General features: G+C 62.5%; 16 protein-coding genes. 8 read left to right on the forward strand and 8 right to left on the reverse strand.

Annotated elements, in window-relative coordinates; all coding sequences use genetic code 11:
• Window positions 1-42: 42 nt before the first annotated feature.
• From NKJ78_RS19265 to rpmG, 4 genes are all read left to right on the forward strand, one after another.
• On the forward strand, window positions 43-783 hold the full coding sequence (locus tag NKJ78_RS19265; RefSeq protein WP_023714243.1) for an NUDIX hydrolase: 741 nt from the start codon (window positions 43-45) through the stop codon (window positions 781-783).
• A gap of 79 nt (window positions 784-862) precedes the next feature.
• Complete coding sequence (locus NKJ78_RS19270; protein ID WP_023688313.1) at window positions 863-2,038, forward strand: MFS transporter; 1,176 nt, start codon at window positions 863-865, stop codon at window positions 2,036-2,038.
• Between the two features lie 116 nt (window positions 2,039-2,154).
• Window positions 2,155-2,610, forward strand: a complete 456-nt coding sequence (locus NKJ78_RS19275) for a YqfO family protein (protein ID WP_023688312.1) — start codon at window positions 2,155-2,157, stop codon at window positions 2,608-2,610.
• Window positions 2,611-3,031: 421 nt separating this feature from the next.
• On the forward strand, window positions 3,032-3,199 hold the full coding sequence (gene rpmG / locus NKJ78_RS19280; RefSeq protein WP_006201775.1) for a 50S ribosomal protein L33: 168 nt from the start codon (window positions 3,032-3,034) through the stop codon (window positions 3,197-3,199).
• Between the two features lie 408 nt (window positions 3,200-3,607).
• Here the strand turns inward: rpmG and NKJ78_RS19285 are convergent, their stop codons facing one another.
• Window positions 3,608-4,981 carry a PleD family two-component system response regulator gene (locus tag NKJ78_RS19285; protein WP_023681572.1) on the reverse strand — a complete coding sequence of 458 codons (1,374 nt, stop codon included), beginning with the start codon at window positions 4,979-4,981 and terminating at the stop codon, window positions 3,608-3,610.
• Window positions 4,982-5,005: 24 nt separating this feature from the next.
• Window positions 5,006-5,377, reverse strand: coding sequence for a response regulator (locus NKJ78_RS19290; protein ID WP_023667574.1), 372 nt, complete (start codon window positions 5,375-5,377; stop codon window positions 5,006-5,008).
• A gap of 239 nt (window positions 5,378-5,616) precedes the next feature.
• Between NKJ78_RS19290 and NKJ78_RS19295 the strand changes: the two genes are divergently transcribed.
• Window positions 5,617-5,916, forward strand: coding sequence for a DUF3572 domain-containing protein (locus NKJ78_RS19295; RefSeq protein WP_352459089.1), 300 nt, complete (start codon window positions 5,617-5,619; stop codon window positions 5,914-5,916).
• Window positions 5,913-6,566: a hypothetical protein gene (locus tag NKJ78_RS19300; RefSeq protein ID WP_027050372.1), complete on the forward strand. Its 654-nt coding sequence runs from the start codon at window positions 5,913-5,915 to the stop codon at window positions 6,564-6,566. The genes NKJ78_RS19295 and NKJ78_RS19300 overlap by 4 nt, the downstream gene beginning before the upstream one ends.
• A 25-nt stretch (window positions 6,567-6,591) precedes the next feature.
• On the opposite strand, the gene NKJ78_RS19305 is transcribed toward NKJ78_RS19300, so the two are convergent.
• Complete coding sequence (locus tag NKJ78_RS19305) at window positions 6,592-8,121, reverse strand: hypothetical protein (RefSeq protein WP_352459090.1); 1,530 nt, start codon at window positions 8,119-8,121, stop codon at window positions 6,592-6,594.
• 98 nt (window positions 8,122-8,219) lie between these two features.
• The gene (locus tag NKJ78_RS19310) at window positions 8,220-8,795 is read right to left on the reverse strand and encodes a GNAT family N-acetyltransferase (protein ID WP_023681576.1); all 576 of its coding nucleotides are present in this window, start codon (window positions 8,793-8,795) and stop codon (window positions 8,220-8,222) included.
• A 67-nt stretch (window positions 8,796-8,862) separates the two neighbouring features.
• Between NKJ78_RS19310 and NKJ78_RS19315 the strand changes: the two genes are divergently transcribed.
• The gene (locus NKJ78_RS19315; RefSeq protein WP_023734461.1) at window positions 8,863-10,191 is read left to right on the forward strand and encodes a DNA polymerase IV; all 1,329 of its coding nucleotides are present in this window, start codon (window positions 8,863-8,865) and stop codon (window positions 10,189-10,191) included.
• Window positions 10,192-10,197: 6 nt separating this feature from the next.
• Here NKJ78_RS19315 and NKJ78_RS19320 read toward each other — a convergent pair whose 3' ends face one another.
• Complete coding sequence (locus tag NKJ78_RS19320) at window positions 10,198-10,704, reverse strand: hypothetical protein (protein WP_352562611.1); 507 nt, start codon at window positions 10,702-10,704, stop codon at window positions 10,198-10,200.
• A 181-nt stretch (window positions 10,705-10,885) separates the two neighbouring features.
• Here NKJ78_RS19320 and NKJ78_RS19325 point away from each other — a divergent pair, with 181 nt between their 5' ends.
• Window positions 10,886-11,767: a DMT family transporter gene (locus NKJ78_RS19325; RefSeq protein ID WP_023725721.1), complete on the forward strand. Its 882-nt coding sequence runs from the start codon at window positions 10,886-10,888 to the stop codon at window positions 11,765-11,767.
• Window positions 11,768-11,774: 7 nt separating this feature from the next.
• Here NKJ78_RS19325 and NKJ78_RS19330 read toward each other — a convergent pair whose 3' ends face one another.
• The 3 genes from NKJ78_RS19330 to dnaE all read right to left on the reverse strand — a co-directional run bounded on the left by NKJ78_RS19330 (window position 11,775) and on the right by dnaE (window position 16,823).
• Window positions 11,775-12,578 (reverse strand): potassium channel family protein, encoded by an 804-nt coding sequence (locus NKJ78_RS19330; protein ID WP_352459091.1) that lies wholly within the window; start codon window positions 12,576-12,578, stop codon window positions 11,775-11,777.
• 149 nt (window positions 12,579-12,727) lie between these two features.
• Window positions 12,728-13,126, reverse strand: a complete 399-nt coding sequence (locus NKJ78_RS19335; RefSeq protein ID WP_352459092.1) for a nuclear transport factor 2 family protein — start codon at window positions 13,124-13,126, stop codon at window positions 12,728-12,730.
• 169 nt (window positions 13,127-13,295) lie between these two features.
• The gene (gene dnaE, locus NKJ78_RS19340; RefSeq protein ID WP_023710635.1) at window positions 13,296-16,823 is read right to left on the reverse strand and encodes a DNA polymerase III subunit alpha; all 3,528 of its coding nucleotides are present in this window, start codon (window positions 16,821-16,823) and stop codon (window positions 13,296-13,298) included.
• Between the last annotated feature and the right edge of the window lie 127 nt (window positions 16,824-16,950).

Consider the following 16,950-nt stretch of genomic DNA (forward strand, 5'->3'; position numbering starts at 1 on the left):
AGGCCACTTTCGTTTGCCAGAAGTTTCCGCTAGGTCCTGCGCATGGAAGGTATGACCAAGGCGGAAGTCAGCAGGATGGACCGTGGTGCAGCCGCCCACAGCGGCCTGCCCATACGCCCGCGCGATGCCGCCACCCTGATCCTGCTCGACCGCGAGGGCGACGAGATTCTGGTGCTGATGGGCCGGCGCCATGCAGGCCACGCCTTCATGCCCGGCAAGTTCGTCTTTCCCGGCGGCCGCACCGATTCGGCCGACAGCCGCATTGCCGTTGCCACCCCATTGCTTCCGGAGGAAGAAGCCAGGCTGACCGCCGGCGTCGGCCGCATCAGCCCGTCGCGGGCCCGTGCCATCGCGCTCTCGGCCATCCGCGAGACTTATGAGGAAGCCGGCCTGCTCATCGGCCGCAAAGGCTCGTTCGCAACCGACAAACGCGACTGGCAGGGCTTTGTCGAGCACGGCGTCCAGCCTTCGCTGGCGCCGCTGCGCTTCATTGCCCGCGCCATCACCCCGCCCAATCGCGTGCGTCGTTTCGACACCCGCTTCTTCAGCGCCTGGCGCAGCGATGTCGCCGTGGAACTGCCGGGTGGCGGCCCGACCAATGAGCTGGAAGAACTGGTCTGGCTGCCGCTCGCCAAGGCCAGAGAGGCCGATATCCCCGACATCACCCGAACGATCTTGCAGGAGCTGGAGACGCGGCTTGCCGGCGATCCGCGCCTGCGACCCGGTGGGTCCGTGCCGTTCTACCGGCTTGTCCGCAACCGCTTCGTTCGCGAAATTCTTTAGAGCAATTCCAGGAAAAGTGTGACGCGGTTTTCCGTCCGGAATTACGCAATATCAAACAGACAGAGTAATCAGGCATCCCATGACGGTCGATACCCAGCAAGAGGGCGACGAGCGCGTACATTGGCTACCGATGATCGCCGCGATCTCGTCGATCAGCGTCGTCGGCATCGCCATAGGCCTCGGCATGCCGCTGCTCAGCGTTATTCTCGAGAGCCGCGGCCACTCGGCATCGATGATCGGCCTCAACACCGCGGTCGCCGGCCTCGCCTCGATCGCCGGCGCCCCGCTGGCCACGCCGCTGGCGATGCGCTTCGGCGTCGCCTGGACGATGATCGCCATGATCGCCGCCGGCGCGCTCGCCTTTGTCGGCTTCCACTTCGCGCCGGACTTCTGGATGTGGTTCCCACTACGCATCGTGCTGCACATCGCGCTGACGGTGCTGTTCATCCTGTCGGAATTCTGGATCAGCACCTCGGCGCCGCCGCGCCGGCGCGGCCTGGTGCTCGGCATCTACGCCACCGTGCTGTCGCTCGGCTTCGCCGCCGGGCCATGGATCTTCGCCCATATCGGCAGCACCGGCTTCTTGCCGTTTGGCGTCATCATCGTCCTGGTCGCGCTGGCCGCAATCCCGGTGCTGGCCGCACGCAATGAAAGTCCCACAATCGTGGTTGACGGCGAAACCAGCAACTTCCTGCGCTATATCTGGCTGGTGCCGACAGCGACCGCCGCCGTGCTGGTGTTCGGCGCTGTCGAGACCGGCGGCTTTGCGCTGTTCCCCGTCTATGGCAACCGCATCGGCTATTCCGAGGCGGATGCAGCCCTCCTGCTCACCATGATCGGCCTCGGCAACGTGCTGTTGCAGATCCCTATCGGCATGATCAGCGACCGCGTCTCAGACCGCCGCTATCTGCTTTTGGCCTGCGCCACGGTCGGACTTGCCGGCACCATCTTCATGCCGTTCTTCGCCGGCAATTGGCACCTGATGGCGGCGCTTCTGTTCGTCTGGGGCGGCGTGGTGGCCGCCATGTACACGATCGGCCTTGCCCATCTGGGCTCGCAGCTGTCCGGCCATGAACTGGCCTCGGCCAACGCCGCCTTCGTGCTCTGCTACGGCGTCGGCATGGTGCTTGGCCCGCAGGCGATCGGCATCGGCATGGATGCCTTCGGGCCCTCCGGCTTCGGCTGGTCGCTCGGCCTGTTCTTTGCCGCCTATATCGCCTTGGTCAGCGCCAGGCTGATCCGCAAGATCTGGTAGCCTGTCCGTCGCCAGCCTGCGCAATCCTGACGGGATGTCGCCGCTGCTGACAGAACCGTGTCAGGAGACCTCAGCTAAAAGGGTGTCCCAAAAAACCCGAGTTTGAGGATACGGCGATGATCGACAGCGGCTTTGAAACCACATCTCTGCGCATGACGCTTCTGCTGCTTGTCAGCTTCCAGGCCCCGGCAGCCGATGTCGACCGCATCATGGACGCCGTGGTCGCGATCGCGCCGCTGGCAATGGGCAAATACGACCGCAACGCCTATCAAACGGCGCACGGCATCGAACGCTACCGACCGCTGGAAGGTGCAGCCGCCGGGGTCGAAACCGAACTGCGCCGCCGCCCCGGCACCGTCGAGGTCTCGTTCGAGTTGCCCGACGACCAGGTGCTCGCCGCCCGCGTCGTCGAGGCGATTTTCCAGGCGCATTCCTACCAGGAGCCGGTGATCCGCATCCAGCCGATCCTCGCCAGCCGCTCCAAGGGCCTGGACGACCGCGCCAATCCGAATCGCTGGTGGAACACGACCGGGGACTGGAAGAAAGCGCTTCCAGTTAAGGAAGAAGCCTAGAAATCCGGCCCCGCTGAGGGGAAGCACCGGCCTTACCTTCTCCCGTTGTGAGGTGAGAAGCGGTCCGTAGCGGACGAAAAGCCAATTGCGTGGTTTTCGAGATTCGAATGCCTTGAGCCTGCGAAGAGTTGGCGCGGGTGACCAATCCACCCTGCCGAACCAGCGCCGCTTCGCAGCGTCGCGGCATTCGCCGGCCTATAGCCATGCTGTCCGTCTCATCCTCAGCCTCCATCGGGCCGATGATAAAACCGGACAACTCATGTGCTACCTAATCCGGACAACTCATGTGCTTACGACACAGGCAAGGCGTCGGGCTTGACTTTCCGGGCACGTTCTTTATGTGTCGCGCCAAGTTTCCCGCGTCCGGGTGTTTTCCCCCGCTCCAGCGGCCAAAACCCCACGAACATAACGGACTGATACAATGGCCAAAGCCGCAAACATCAAGATCAAGCTTCTGTCGACCGCCGACACCGGTTTCTTCTACGTGACCAGCAAGAACAGCCGTACCAAGACCGACAAGCTGTCGTTCCGCAAATACGACCCGGTCGCCAAGAAGCATGTCGAGTTCAAGGAAACCAAGATCAAGTAATCTGGTTTTCATACGCTCTGTCAAAAGCGCCGCCCCTTCGGGCGGCGTTTTTGATTCAAGGCCCCGAAAGCCAGAACCCTCCGCTGTTTGGCGCGAAGTGCTCATCTCATTTTTTGGCAAAAAAGGGGGCCGGTCGGCGTATGGCAGCGGTACGAGGAGGCCACTATGTGCCAGCGCCGGCCGGCCGACCCCACGGACCCAGGAGATGCGGCGGACCTGAGCATCATGGGGTATTCGGCGAAGCGATGCGGCTGTCTACCCTCGTGCCCGCATCGCCCTTGTTCTTGCACCGCACATTTGCGCAAGAATGTTTGAAAATCAATAGTTTCTTAACCAAGCCTGCCGAATCGCTTGGATTAAGGTAAATTCCTAACCCTGTCCGATTGACTGCATAATCGGTGGTCTAGCCTACGCTGCCTTGGCGACGACCCGGTTGCGGCCGCCACTTTTGGCTTCGTAGAGCGCCACGTCGGCACGTTTCATCAACGCCGCGACCGTGTCCGCGCCCTTCAGAACCGATGACACGCCGACGCTGACCGTGACTTCGATCGCCTTGCCTTCAGGGCCGATGGCAAACGGCAGCTGGGCGATTTCGGCGCGAATGCGCTCGGCAACCTTCTCCGCCACCGCGCCGTCCGTGTCCGGCATCACAACGACGAATTCCTCGCCGCCGAAGCGGCAGGCAAGGTCGATGCCCCTGACGTTCTTGCGCAGCCGCCTTGCGAACTCGCGCAGCACATCGTCGCCGCCATCATGGCCATGCGAGTCATTGACGGTCTTGAAGCGGTCGAGATCGGTGATCATCACCGACAGAGGCCGCCGCCGCGCCACGGCGCGGTCGAACAGCGTCTGCAGATGACTGTCGAGGTAGCGGCGGTTGTGCAGCCCGGTCAATGCGTCGGTCACCGCCATCTCGATGGTCTGGGCGACGCTGGCGCGCAGCTGATCGTTATAGCGCTTGCGCCGCACCTGGGTACGCAGCCGCGCCGTCAGCTCCTGCTGGTCGATCGGCCGCATCAGATAGTCGTTGATGCCGAGTTCGAGGCCTCTGATGATGCGGCCCTCCTCGCCTTCGTCGGCAATCAGGATGATCGGCAGGAAGCGGGTGCGGTCGAGCGAACGCAATTGCGAACACAACCGCAGCGGATCGAAATCGGTAAAACCGGTCGAGATCAGCACGCACTCATAGGGCGCCTCGGCGGCCTGGAAGAAGCCGGCATGCGGATCGGTGGCAATGTCGAGCTCGGCGCTGCCGCGCAGCATGTTCTGGATGCGCTCAACCGACGATTTGCGCTCGTCGATCAACAGCACCTTCGGCGTGGCGTCCTCCGACGCGAAGCTGCGGCTCAACAGCGCCTCGATGCCGATGTTGCGGGTGGTCGATGCGCGCAGCCGCAGCTCGTCGGTCAGCGACTTCAGCCTGACCAGGCTCTTCACCCGCGTCATCAGTTGCAGATCGTTGACCGGCTTGGTGAGAAAGTCGTCGGCGCCTGCCTCGAGGCCGCGCACCCGGTCGGCAACATGGCCCAGCGCGGTCACCATGACCACCGGTATATGCGCGGTCGCCGGATCGCTTTTCAGCCGCTTGCAGACCTCGAACCCGTCCATGCCGGGCATCATCACGTCGAGCAGCACGACATCGACCTTGCCGTTTTCGCAGGTCTCGATCGCGTCCGGCCCGTTGGAGGCCGTCAACACCTCGAAATATTCGGCCAGCAGCCGAACCTCGAGAAGTTTGACATTGGCAGGGATGTCGTCGACGACGAGGATCCGCGCGGTCATGTCACAAGGCTCCGGCTGAAGGCATCAGGCATCACCGAGATAGGATTTGATGGTCTCGATGAAACGCGGCACCGAGATCGGCTTGGAGATGTAGGCCTCGCAACCGCCCTGGCGAATGCGTTCCTCGTCGCCCTTCATGGCGAAGGCGGTGACGGCGATGACCGGAATGGAATGGAGGTCGTCGTCCTCCTTCAGCCATTTCGTCACTTCCAGCCCCGACACTTCGGGCAGCTGGATGTCCATCAGGATCAGGTCGGGCCTGTGCTGGCGCGCCAGATCGAGCGCCTCGAGCCCGTTGCGCGTGCGCACCGTTTCATAACCGCTGGCTTCGATGAGGTCGCGAAAGAGCTTCATATTGAGCTCGTTGTCCTCGACGATCATGACCTTCTTAGGCATCGATTTCCCGTCCCGGCCAGGCTTCTGCCCGAAGCCCTGCCGCTATGCGCCCTTGTCGAAGCACACCAAACCCTCGCCCACTCTTAAGGCAATATGATTGACGAAATGGAAACCCGAAGCGGCAAAAGCCATTCGGATTCCACCTCGAAAACCACATTGGATCGGGGCTGTGGCTTGCCGCAGGCGACGCTTGCGATTACTGCGGAAAAGAGACTCATTTCCGCAACGAGAAAGTAGTGATGGCAAACGCAGCGTCAATGCGCGAGGAAGCGGAAACCATTGCCGTGAAGGCACTGGGCTTCGTCGCCGCCGACCCCGAACTCCTGCCGCGCTTCCTGGCCATCACCGGCATCGAGGCGTCCGCCATCCGGCGCGCCGCGGCCGAACCGGGATTCCTGGCCGGAGTGCTGCAGTTCATCCTTGCCCACGAGCCGACCTTGCTGCGCTTTGCCGAGCAAACCGGCACCCCCCCGGCCGCCATCGGCAAGGCGTTGCGCGCGCTGCCTCTTGGCGGCGACGACCATGAGCATTCGATATGAGCGACGATCCCGAGACGGCACGCCAGATCGCCGAACTTGCAGCCGACGACCGGCCTCTGCTGATCCTCGATGTCGACGATGTCGTGCTCGAATTCATCCGGCCGTTTCCGCATTTCCTGAAATCGCGCGGCTTCGGCCTGACCCTGGCCTCCTTCCGTCTCACCGGCAACATTGCCGAAACGGCGAGCGGCCGGCTGATCGAACAGCCGGAGGTGACGGCACTTCTCGGAGATTTCTTCGATACGCAGGCCGACTGGCAGAGCGTTACCGACGGTGCCGAACAAGCGCTTGCCAGCCTCAGCGACCGCGTCGAGATCGTCCTTTTGACCGCCATGCCGCACCGGCATCGCGCTGCGCGCCGCGCCCATCTCGATGCGCTCGGGCTGCCCTATCCGCTGTTGACCACCGAGATGGCCAAGGGACCGGCGGTGGCGAAACTGCGCGGCAAGAACGGCCGGCCGGTGGCCTTTGTCGACGACCAGCCCGCCAATCTTATCTCGGCGCGCAATTCCGTCGCCGACGCCCATCTCTTCCACCTGATGGCCGACAATTCGCTGCGCGCCTTCCTGCCGCCGGTGCCGGACGACATCATCTCCGTCGAGGACTGGCACGAGGCCGCGCCGAAGATCGCGAGCGCGCTCGGGCTTTAAGCCCAAGCGCCTCCAAGCTTGGCGATCAAGGCTGCAGCTTCGCCCCTGCTCCGCCATTGTTGCCCTCGCCAGGGATCGCATCCTGATCGGTGTTGTCTTCCACGACCGGATCCGGCCCCTTCAGCATGGCGCCGTTGACCGTCACCGACCCATCGTGCCTGGCGTTGATCACCCATTCGATACGGCCATCCGGCAGCGTCTTGGCAAATCCCTTGATGGCCAAGGCGCCGGTAAAAGCCTGTGAGGCCTGCGGGTCGGTCTTCGCCGCCTCCTGCAGGCTTGCCACGATCTTGTCGTAGCCGGTCACGTCGATCCTCACGTTGGCATCGGGCTTCTCGCCATCGGGAAACGTCATATCGCCCTCCAGCCCGACTTCGGCACCGCCGCCCTTGACCGTGCTGTGGCCGATGAGGATCTTGGGGCCGTTCGCCAGAAAATCTTTCTTCACGCCGTCGCCGAAATCCGCCGAAAGCGGCGGGTTGTTGTTGAGATCGAAGGCCTCGATAGCCTTCTTGGCCATTGTATCGAGATCGATGTTGGCCCCACCGAAATTGAGGTTGATGTCGGTGGGCAACAGCGCGACGCTCCAGGCTGGAACAAGATTTTGCGGTATCGAGAGCCCAGACGCTTTGATCCCGTAGCTGATCGTTCCGTTGCGCGAGACACCGTCCATGCCGAAGGCGATGCCGAGTGTTGCTGCGCCGAAACTGCCGATCGGGCTGCCGACGCTGAAATCCTTGAGACTGTAAGCCCCATCAATCCGCTCCCATATCGGCAGCGCGGTCAGAAGATGCGACTTGAGCTCCGCCTGATTGGCTTTCAGTTTCGCCTCGTCCTCATTGGCCACGGCGAAAGCCAACAGGTCCAGAATAGGCTTCGTGCGCAGCCCCTTGCCTTTCGCGTCGACCGAAAATTCGGGCGACTTGACCGTCAGCGGGATTTTCTGCCCGCTGTTGGGGTTGTCGATCGTGATGACCTCTGCAAAATCGGCAATCGTCTGAACCATGCTAAAATCGACACCGCCATTTGCGCCCTTGGTAGCGCTCATTGTGGCGGTTCCAGCACCAGAACTCATCTCCGTGCGCTGCCTGGCGTCCTGCGACGTCATATTCATGCCTTCAAGCGACGACGTGGCGCTGCTGAAAGCCGCCAACTCGGGATGGTAGACACCAACGAACTTCCCGCCCTTGATAGACATCTTCATGCTTTGCGGCCCCTGAGGGCCGTTGAACTCCATCGACCCTTCCGGCGCCAGATTGCCTGAGACATCCCACGCGCCATCGCTGCGTGGTTTGGTCAACAGCGTATAAGGGGTGAGATCGAGCTTCAGGCCATCCTGTTTTGCCAAGAGTTCCACGACGGGCTTGAAATCGAATGCGAGCTTGTAGGCGTCGCCTTCGACCGAGACCTTCAGAAATCCGATCTCGAACGGCTTCTTGCTGAAATAGCGCGCCAGATTGTCGGTAAGCTGCTTGGCGCCCTCGCTGTCGACCGTCTGCCCAAGCGCCGGCGCACTGCAGGCTAGAAGCAAAGCGAATGGCAAAACGCGCTTCATATCGATCCTCCACTTTATTGCAGTCGTCAAAACCGCTTCTACCACTGGTAGGAAAATACCATCACAGCCGCAAGACAAGACCTATGGATTGCTGCCGCCTACAACACCAGCCGCATCAGCGGCCGTCCGGCCTTGCGTTCGACAAGCCGCTCGAAGCCGGCCTTTTCAAACACACGCGACGAGCCGACGAACAGCCCGATCGAACGCGAATCGCGCGACACGTCGATCGGACACGCCTCGACCAGCCGCGCCTTGTTCTGGCGGGCAAAAGCGATGCCGCCCTCGACCAGGCGGTGGCTGACGCCCCGGCCGCGCGCGCTGGCGCGGATGAAGAAGCAGGAGATGGCCCAGACGCCGGGATCTACGGCGTCGGTTGGATCGACCGGCGCCGAGCCCCGGCCCCGATTGTTCCATTCGGGCACGTCGGCGCGTGGACCGATCTGCATCCAGCCGACCGCCTGGCCGTCCTCGAAGGCCAAAAGCCCCGGCGGCGGCCCGGCCTCGATACGCGCCTTGATATGATCCTTGTTGCGCTGCTTGTCGCTGGCCCGTCGGACCGCCGGCGCCATCCGGAAATGCGTGCACCAGCAGCCGTAACAGGCGCCCTGCTTGCCGAAAAGATCCTCGAAATCCGCCCACAGGTCAGGCGCCAGCGGCGCTATGGTGGTGCTCATGAGTTCTCTCCCGGCTAACCGCTTGTGGCGGCTTCCGTCCTGACGTACCATTGCATCTGTTCTCTTTATGTTCGCAGCGATGGCGGCCCCTGTCAACAATCCCGAGCACGGTTTTTGCCGCGACTGCCTGACCTTTCAGCGCAGCGATACCAGGCGCTGTGAGCGTTGCGGCAGCCCTCGACTCACCCGCCATCCCGAGCTCTACCAGCTGCATCTGGCGCATATCGATTGCGACGCCTTCTATGCGGCGATCGAAAAGCGCGACAATCCGGCGCTGAAGGACAAGCCGCTGATCATCGGCGGCGGCAAGCGCGGCGTCGTCTCCACCGCCTGCTACATCGCCCGCATCAAGGGGGTGCGCTCGGCAATGCCGATGTTCAAGGCGCTCGAAGCCTGTCCGGAAGCGGTCGTCATCCCGCCCAATATGGAGAAATACGTCCGCGTCGGCCGCGATGTCCGCGCCTTGATGCAGGCGCTCACGCCGCTGGTCGAACCGCTCTCCATCGATGAGGCGTTTCTCGACCTTGCCGGCACCGAGCGCCTGCACGGCATGCCGCCGGCGGTGGTGCTGGCGCGCTTTGCGCAGACCGTCGAAAAGGAAATCGGCATCACCGTTTCGGCCGGCCTTTCCTACTGCAAGTTCCTGGCCAAGGTTGCCTCCGATTTCCGCAAGCCGCGCGGCTTTTCGGTGATCGGCGAAGCCGAGGCGCTGGGTTTCCTGGCCGAACAGCCAGTGACGCTGATCTGGGGCGTAGGCAAGGCTTTTGCCGCAACGCTCGAACGCGACGGCATCCGCAGCATCGCCCAGTTGCAGCGCATGGAGCGCGCCGATCTTATGCGCCGCTATGGCGTGATGGGCACCCGGCTCTACCATCTCTCACGCGGCCAGGACGACCGCCGTGTCGATCCCGACCAGGATGCGAAAAGTGTGTCGGCCGAAACCACTTTCGACACCGACATAGCTGAAATGGGCGAACTGGTTCCAGTGCTGAGGGGATTGTCGGAAAAGGTCTCGGCGCGGCTGAAGAAGTCAGGCATTGCCGGGCGCACCGTGGTGCTGAAGCTGAAGACGCAGGATTTCAAGCTGCGTACCCGCAACCGCCAGCTCGGCGACCCGACCCGGCTGGCCGACCGCATTTTCCAGACCGGGCTCGAGCTGTTGCGCAAGGAGGCGGACGGGACAAAGTACCGGCTGCTTGGCATCGGTGTCAGCGATCTCTCGGATGACGAGAAGGCCGATCCGCCCGATCTCGTCGACGTCGGCTCGCGCAAGCGCGCCATGGCCGAAAGCGCCATCGATACGCTACGCGACAAGTTCGGCAAGAAGGCGGTGGAAACCGGCTACACCTTCGGTAAAGGCCGCAACGCCAACCCGCCGGAGCCGATCGAGGAGTGAGACGGCTTAGATACGCTTGAGATCGATGCGGCTCGTCACCACGTTCTTGCCGGTTTTCGGATCGACGTCGGTAACGGTCAACCGCATTCCGTCGCCGCTGGTTTTCTCCACCGTCAACCGCGCCTTGCGATCGCCATTGACCTCCGCCGCCCAGCGAATGCCGAGACTCATCGCGTTCCCAGAACGGCTGCCGGCGAGCTGTGCCGGCCCGGTGCGCGACCCGACATAGACGCCAGTATACTTCGCCCCGCGGGCCTTCAGATTGGCGCTGATGGCGCGCGTCACCACGACAAGACCACGGCAATTGCCGTCAAGCGACAATGAACTCGAGGTCGCGTCGGAATTGAAGGTGCAGGACACATTCACCGTCGGTGCGTCGGTGGTGACCTTGACTGTCCCCTTGCCGGAGAAATTCCCTTGCAAGGAGCTGAGAAAATTCGCCTCGTCGGCATCGGCCGTGGCGCTTGCAATTAGCAGGCAGCCGGCTAGCAGAAACCGCGCGAATGATCTCATCGGAATCTCTCCCCCGTTGATGTTGAAGAACGATGCGTCCAGCAATTGGCCAATACCGGAACCAACGCCTGCCGTTGCGTCAGGTTCCACTTCCGGCATGGCTGTTTTTGCAACGGTCTGGCCCAGTCGAATGCGTCGCCTAACGGTTGCGATAGAAGTCCCGGCTTGCGACATAGCGCCTATGGCACCTTCCCCATCGATCCCGAAAGCCGCGTTCTGGATGGCGCTGTCGATCGCCTCGTTTCTGGCGATGTCAGTCGCTGGCCGCGCAACCACCGCCGAGCTCAACGTCTTCCAGGTGCTGGAACTGCGCTCGGTGATCGGCTTCTTCATTCTGTTGCCGCTGGTGACGATGAGCGGCGGATTCGCCGCAATGCGCACGCAGCGCCCGTTGGCCCATATCGCTCGCAATGTCATCCACTATACGGGCCAGGCGGCATGGCTCTATGCGCTGACGCTGATCCCGCTTGCGGTGCTCATATCGATCGAATTCACCACGCCGATCTGGACCGCGATCCTGGCGGTGGCGTTTCTTGGCGAAAGGCTCTCCCGCCCGAAAATTGCGGCGGTCGTGCTTGGCCTGATCGGCGTGGTGGTCATCGTTCGCCCCGGCGTCGGCTCCATGGATCCGGGTCACCTCGTCGTTCTCGGCGCGGCCGTGTGCTTTGGCGTATCGGTGGTGTTGGTCAAGTCGCTGACCCGCACGGACAGTGTCGTGCGCATCATCTTCTGGATGCTGATCATCCAGTCGGTGGTCGGCCTGATCCCGGCGCTTTATGAATGGCGCAACCCACCGCTCGAACTCTGGCCCTGGATCCTGCTGATTGCCTTCACCGGCATGTCGTCGCATTTCTGCATGGCGCGTGCCCTCACCTATGCCGACGCTACGGTGATTTCACCGATGGATTTCCTGCGCGTGCCACTGTCGGCGCTGATCGGCTGGCTGCTCTACAGCGAACAGATCGACATCTTTACAGCCGGCGGCGCCCTGCTGATCCTGATGGGCAACCTGCTCAACCTGCAGCGCAAGGCGCCAAAGCCGGCCGAGGTCGCGGCCTCGTAGCGGTCGGTCAATTCCCCTCATCCGGTATGTTGAGAAGATGCCCGCAGGACTTGCAGTGCACGGCGTCCGGCTCATGCCGTTGCAGTCCGCACTGCGGACAGGGAAAGAACACCTTCGCGGGTCGAAAAATCGCCGTCGCCAGTCTGACGAACAGCGAGATGCCGATGATCATGGTGGCGATCGCGGCCAGCTTGCCGGCGATCCCCGGCAGCACGATGTCGCCGAAACCGGTCGTCGTCACCGTGGCAACGGTGAAATACAGCGCATCAATGTAGTTTTCGAGGCCGGCGCCGGTGCGGAAGAAGAAGGTGTAGACGAAGCCGGTGATGACGAACAGGAACGTCAACAGGTTGATGACCGCGTGGCTCGCCTCGCGCCAGGGCCTCAAGCCACGCATTTCGAAATGCCGCCACAGCGACCCGCTGCGCGACAGCGACCATAGCCGCAGGATGCGCAGGAACGCCAGATTTGCCAGCGCCGTCGGCATCAGCAGCGTCAGAAGGATGAAGACATCGACCCAGGATGTCGGCTGTTTCATCAGCCGCAACATGTCGTTGGAGGCTAACAGTCGGGCAATCAGGTCGGCGGCGACCAGCGCCGCGACGGTATAGTCGAGCCACAGGAATGACGGCTTGTCCTGGAGCACCGGCGTGGCAACGAAGAAGGCGATGATGGCGAGGTCGATGATGACCGCCACCAGTTGAAACCGGAACGCCGCCGGCGTGCGTCCGTGATAGAGCTTGCGCAGCCTGTCACGCAGCCGCGCCATCGCTGAGCTTTGCTGCAATCCGTCCTTCTCGGCTGCTTTCATCACCAAGTGCGTAACGGTCCCAGCCGGGGTCGTCTAGAGCATGATCCCAAAAAGTGGGTGCCGGTTTGCGGAAAAGATCATGCTCCAACAAAGGGTTAGATCATGATGAGATTTCAACCAAATCTCATCATGATCTGACCCGGTGATCGTCACCCGTCCACCACCTTGCCGTCCGGCCCGACGAGGCGCCAGGCCGAGGCGGTGTCGTAGACGAACCGCTCCTCCGCAATCCGGTCACCACGCCAGCGCTGCAGGGCCACCTCTTCCAGCCGGCGCACGGTGCCGGCCTTGTCGACACGGTCGAAGGTCCAGCGGATGGCGACATTGTCGCCATCGACCAGGAATGTCTGGACAGGATGGTTGTGCATCTTCTCGATCCGATCGAGTGCTGCCTGCTCATGCGCCATCAGTGTTTCCTTGCCGCGCCGCGGGACGCCGAGATTTTCCTGCATGGTGGCATCGTCATGGTAGAAGTCGGCGATCGCTTTGACGTGGCTGCCTTCGACCACCTCCTTGAGGAAGGCTTCGACGCGTTCGCGGCTGGGCATGATTGTGCGTTCCTTTGAAGTTTCTGCTCAACGCATGTGGTTCAAAGGAAGGTCAGGTCAACCACGCCCCGCACGCTGGCCCTATCGGCTGCAATGTCAGGCCCAGAGCATCTTTATGCCGTCATGCACTGGCCGACGTCGATGCGATTGCCGTGTATATCAGCGCAGCCTAGACGAGCTCGACTTCGACCACACCCGGCACCGCGCGCATGGCCGACGCGATCTGCGGCGAGATGCGGTAGCGGTTGGGCAATTCGATCTCGATCTCGCCCTGCGCCTCTTCTTTGATGACGATAATGCTTACCTGACTTTCCCCACGCTGGGTAAGCTGCGATTGAATCGCCGACGCAGGCCCGTCATTTCGAACGAAGATGCGCAGCGCCTTCTGGATACGGCTGGCCTCATCCTCCAGCGACTGCACCGTCTGGATGCGCAGATTGACCCCTTCGGGCCTATCCTCGGCCGAAACGGTGATCACCACCGAACGTCCGGGCTCGAGCAGATCGCGATACTGCGCCAACCCTTCCGAAAACAGCACGGCTTCATATTGGCCAGATGTGTCGGAAAAGGCGATGACGCCCATCTTGTTGCCGGTTCGGGTCTTGCGCTCCTGCTTGGTGGTGACGGTGCCGGCGAGCCGGCCCGCGGCGGCACCGCGTTTGACCGCAGCCGAGAACTCGCCCCAGTTCTGCACGCGCATCTTCTGCAGGGCCGCCTTGTACTCGTCGAGCGGATGCGCCGAAAGATAGAAGCCGACGACCTGGAATTCACGGTGCAGCCGGTCGGCGGCAAGCCACGGATCGGTCTGCGGCAAATTGAGCGCCTGCTGCTGCGCGCCGAGCGACGCGCCGAAAATGTCGTGCTGGCCCGAAATGGCATTCTGCTGCGCCAGCGAAGCCAGCCCCATCATCCGTTCGACGCCGGCCATCATCTGGGCGCGGTCGTGGCCGAAGCAGTCGAGCGCGCCGGCCATGATCAGGCTTTCGAAGACGCGCTTGCCGACGATCTTGGGATCGACCCTTTCACAGAAATCGGCGAGATTCTTGAACGGCTTTTCGCCGCGCATGGCGACGATGTGCTCGACCGCAGCGTCGCCGACGCCCTTGAGGGCCGCCAGCGAATAGTAAATGCGGTTCTCGCCGACCTCGAAATTGCGGAAGCTGGTCATCACCGACGGCGCCACCACCTCGATGCCGAGACGCAGCGCATCCTGGCGGAAATCGGCGAGTTTGTCGGTATTGCCCATGTCGAGCGTCATCGACGCCGCCAGGAACTCGACGGGGTAATGCGCCTTGAGATAGGCGGTCTGGTAGGACACGACGGCGTAGGCGGCCGCGTGCGATTTGTTGAAGCCGTAGTCGGCGAACTTGGCCAGAAGGTCGAAGATGAAGTCGGCCTGCGGCTTGCCGACGCCGCGTTCGACCGCACCGGTGACGAAACGCTCGCGCTGCTTGTCCATTTCGGCGCGGATCTTCTTGCCCATCGCGCGACGCAGCAGATCGGCTTCGCCGAGCGAATAGCCCGACAGTTCCTGCGCGATCTGCATCACCTGTTCCTGGTAGACGATGACGCCTTGCGTCTCCTTCACCAGATGGTCGATCTTGGGATGGATCGATGCCATCTCCTCTTCGCCATGCTTTCTGGCGTTGTAGGTCGGGATGTTCTCCATCGGGCCGGGACGGTAGAGCGCCACCAGCGCAATGATGTCCTCGATGCAGTCGGGCCGCATGCCGATCAGCGCCTTGCGCATGCCGGCACTTTCCACCTGGAACACACCGACCACTTCGCCGCGCGACAGCATGGCGTAGGTTTCAGGATCGTCGAGCGGGATCGTCGCCAGGTCGATCTCGATGCCGCGCCGGCGGATCAGCTTCACCGCCGTCTCCAGCACCGTCAGCGTCTTCAGGCCGAGGAAGTCGAATTTTACGAGCCCGGCCTGCTCGACATATTTCATGTTGAACTGGGTGACCGGCATGTCGGAGCGCGGATCGCGGTACATCGGCACCAGTTCCGACAAGGGCCGGTCGCCGATGACGATGCCGGCGGCGTGCGTCGAAGCGTGGCGGTAGAGCCCTTCCAGCTTTTGCGCCATATCGAGCAGCGTCTGCACGATCGGCTCCTTCTCGGCCTCCTCGGCAAAGCGCGGCTCGTTGGCGATGGCATCCGCCAGCTTGACCGGATTGGCCGGGTTCTGCGGCACCATTTTGGAGAGCTTGTCGACTTGGCCGTAAGGCATTTGCAGCACGCGGCCGACGTCGCGCAGCACCGCGCGCGCCTGCAGCGTACCGAAGGTGATGATTTGTCCCACCTGGTCGCGGCCATATTTCTGCTGGACGTAGCGGATGACCTCTTCGCGCCGATCCTGGCAGAAGTCGATGTCGAAGTCGGGCATCGACACGCGGTCCGGATTGAGGAAGCGCTCGAACAGCAGCGAGAAGCGCAGCGGATCGATATCGGTGATGGTGGTGGAGTAAGCGACCAGCGATCCGGCGCCCGAACCACGGCCCGGCCCGACCGGAATGCCTTGCGCCTTCGCCCATTTGATGAAGTCGGCCACGATCAGGAAGTAACCGGGAAATTTCATCTTCTCGATGATGGAGAGCTCGAAATCGAGCCGCTCGCGGTATTGTTCGACCGTGTAGCCGGCGGTGGGTCCATGCGCCGCCAGCCGGGCGTCGAGACCTTCATGGGCCTGCCGGCGCAGTTCATCGGCCTCCGCTTTCAGCGCCACCTCATTGTCGGCGACATCGCCGCCGGTAAAGCGTGGCAGGATCGGATTGCGGGTCTTGGGATAATAGGAACAGCGCAGCGCGATCTCGACGGTGTTGTCGATCGCTTCCGGCAGGTCGGCGAACAGCCGCGCCATATCGGCCTGGCTGCGCAGGAAATTGTCCGATGTCAGGCGGCGGCGGTTGTCGGCGGCAACGACGGACCCTTCGGCAATGGCGATCAGCGCGTCATGCGCTTCATAGTCGTCGCGGGCGGCGAAGAACGCCTCATTGGTGGCGACCAGCGGCAGATCATGGATATAGGCAAGGTCGACCGATGATTTCTCGATAGCGCGGTCATAACCGGAAACACGGTCCAGTTCGACATAGAGCCGGTCGCCGAACAGCGCCTTGAGTGCCAAAAGCCGCGTCTCGGCAAGATCTCGGCGATCCTCCTTCAGCGCCCGGCCGATCGGGCCGCGCGGCCCGCCGCTGAGGCAGATCAGGCCATCGCTATGGCCTTCCAGCATTGCTGACGTCAGATGCACGGGCTCGCCCGGCGGCGTCTCCAGATAGACCTGGCTGACCAGCCTGACCAGGTTGCTATAGCCAACCTCGGTGGCGGCGAGCAGCACCACGGCGTTCATCTCCGGCCCGTGGCGGCGGCGGTCGCGCTGTGCGTCACTGGTCTCGCCTGAAAAGGCGAGATCGATCTGGCAGCCGATGATCGGCTGGATGCCCTCTTTCACCGCTTTCTGGGCAAATTCCAGCGCGCCGAACAGATTGTTGGTGTCGGTGACGGCGATTGCCGGGCACTCGTCCTTGACGGCATGGGCGACGACAGCGGCGACCTGCAAGGCGCCCTCGAGCAGCGAATACGCCGAATGCACGCGCAGATGGATGAACGGCCGCGCCGGCGCCTCCGGGCGCGCAGCAGCGAGCGCTGCTTCGCGCCTCAGGGGATCGCGTGGAAGTTTGTCATCCGCCATGATGTTTCAAATTGCTCGAAGGGCTTTGAGTCGATGGAGATGTATTGTCCCGGACCGGGCGATGCCAGTCCAGCACAATTGACAACCGACCACAGGCTTCCGTACCCAGCCGCACGGCTCAGAGATT

It is taken from the genome of Mesorhizobium sp. M0037 (assembly GCF_040323635.1).
Taxonomy (GTDB): domain Bacteria; phylum Pseudomonadota; class Alphaproteobacteria; order Rhizobiales; family Rhizobiaceae; genus Mesorhizobium.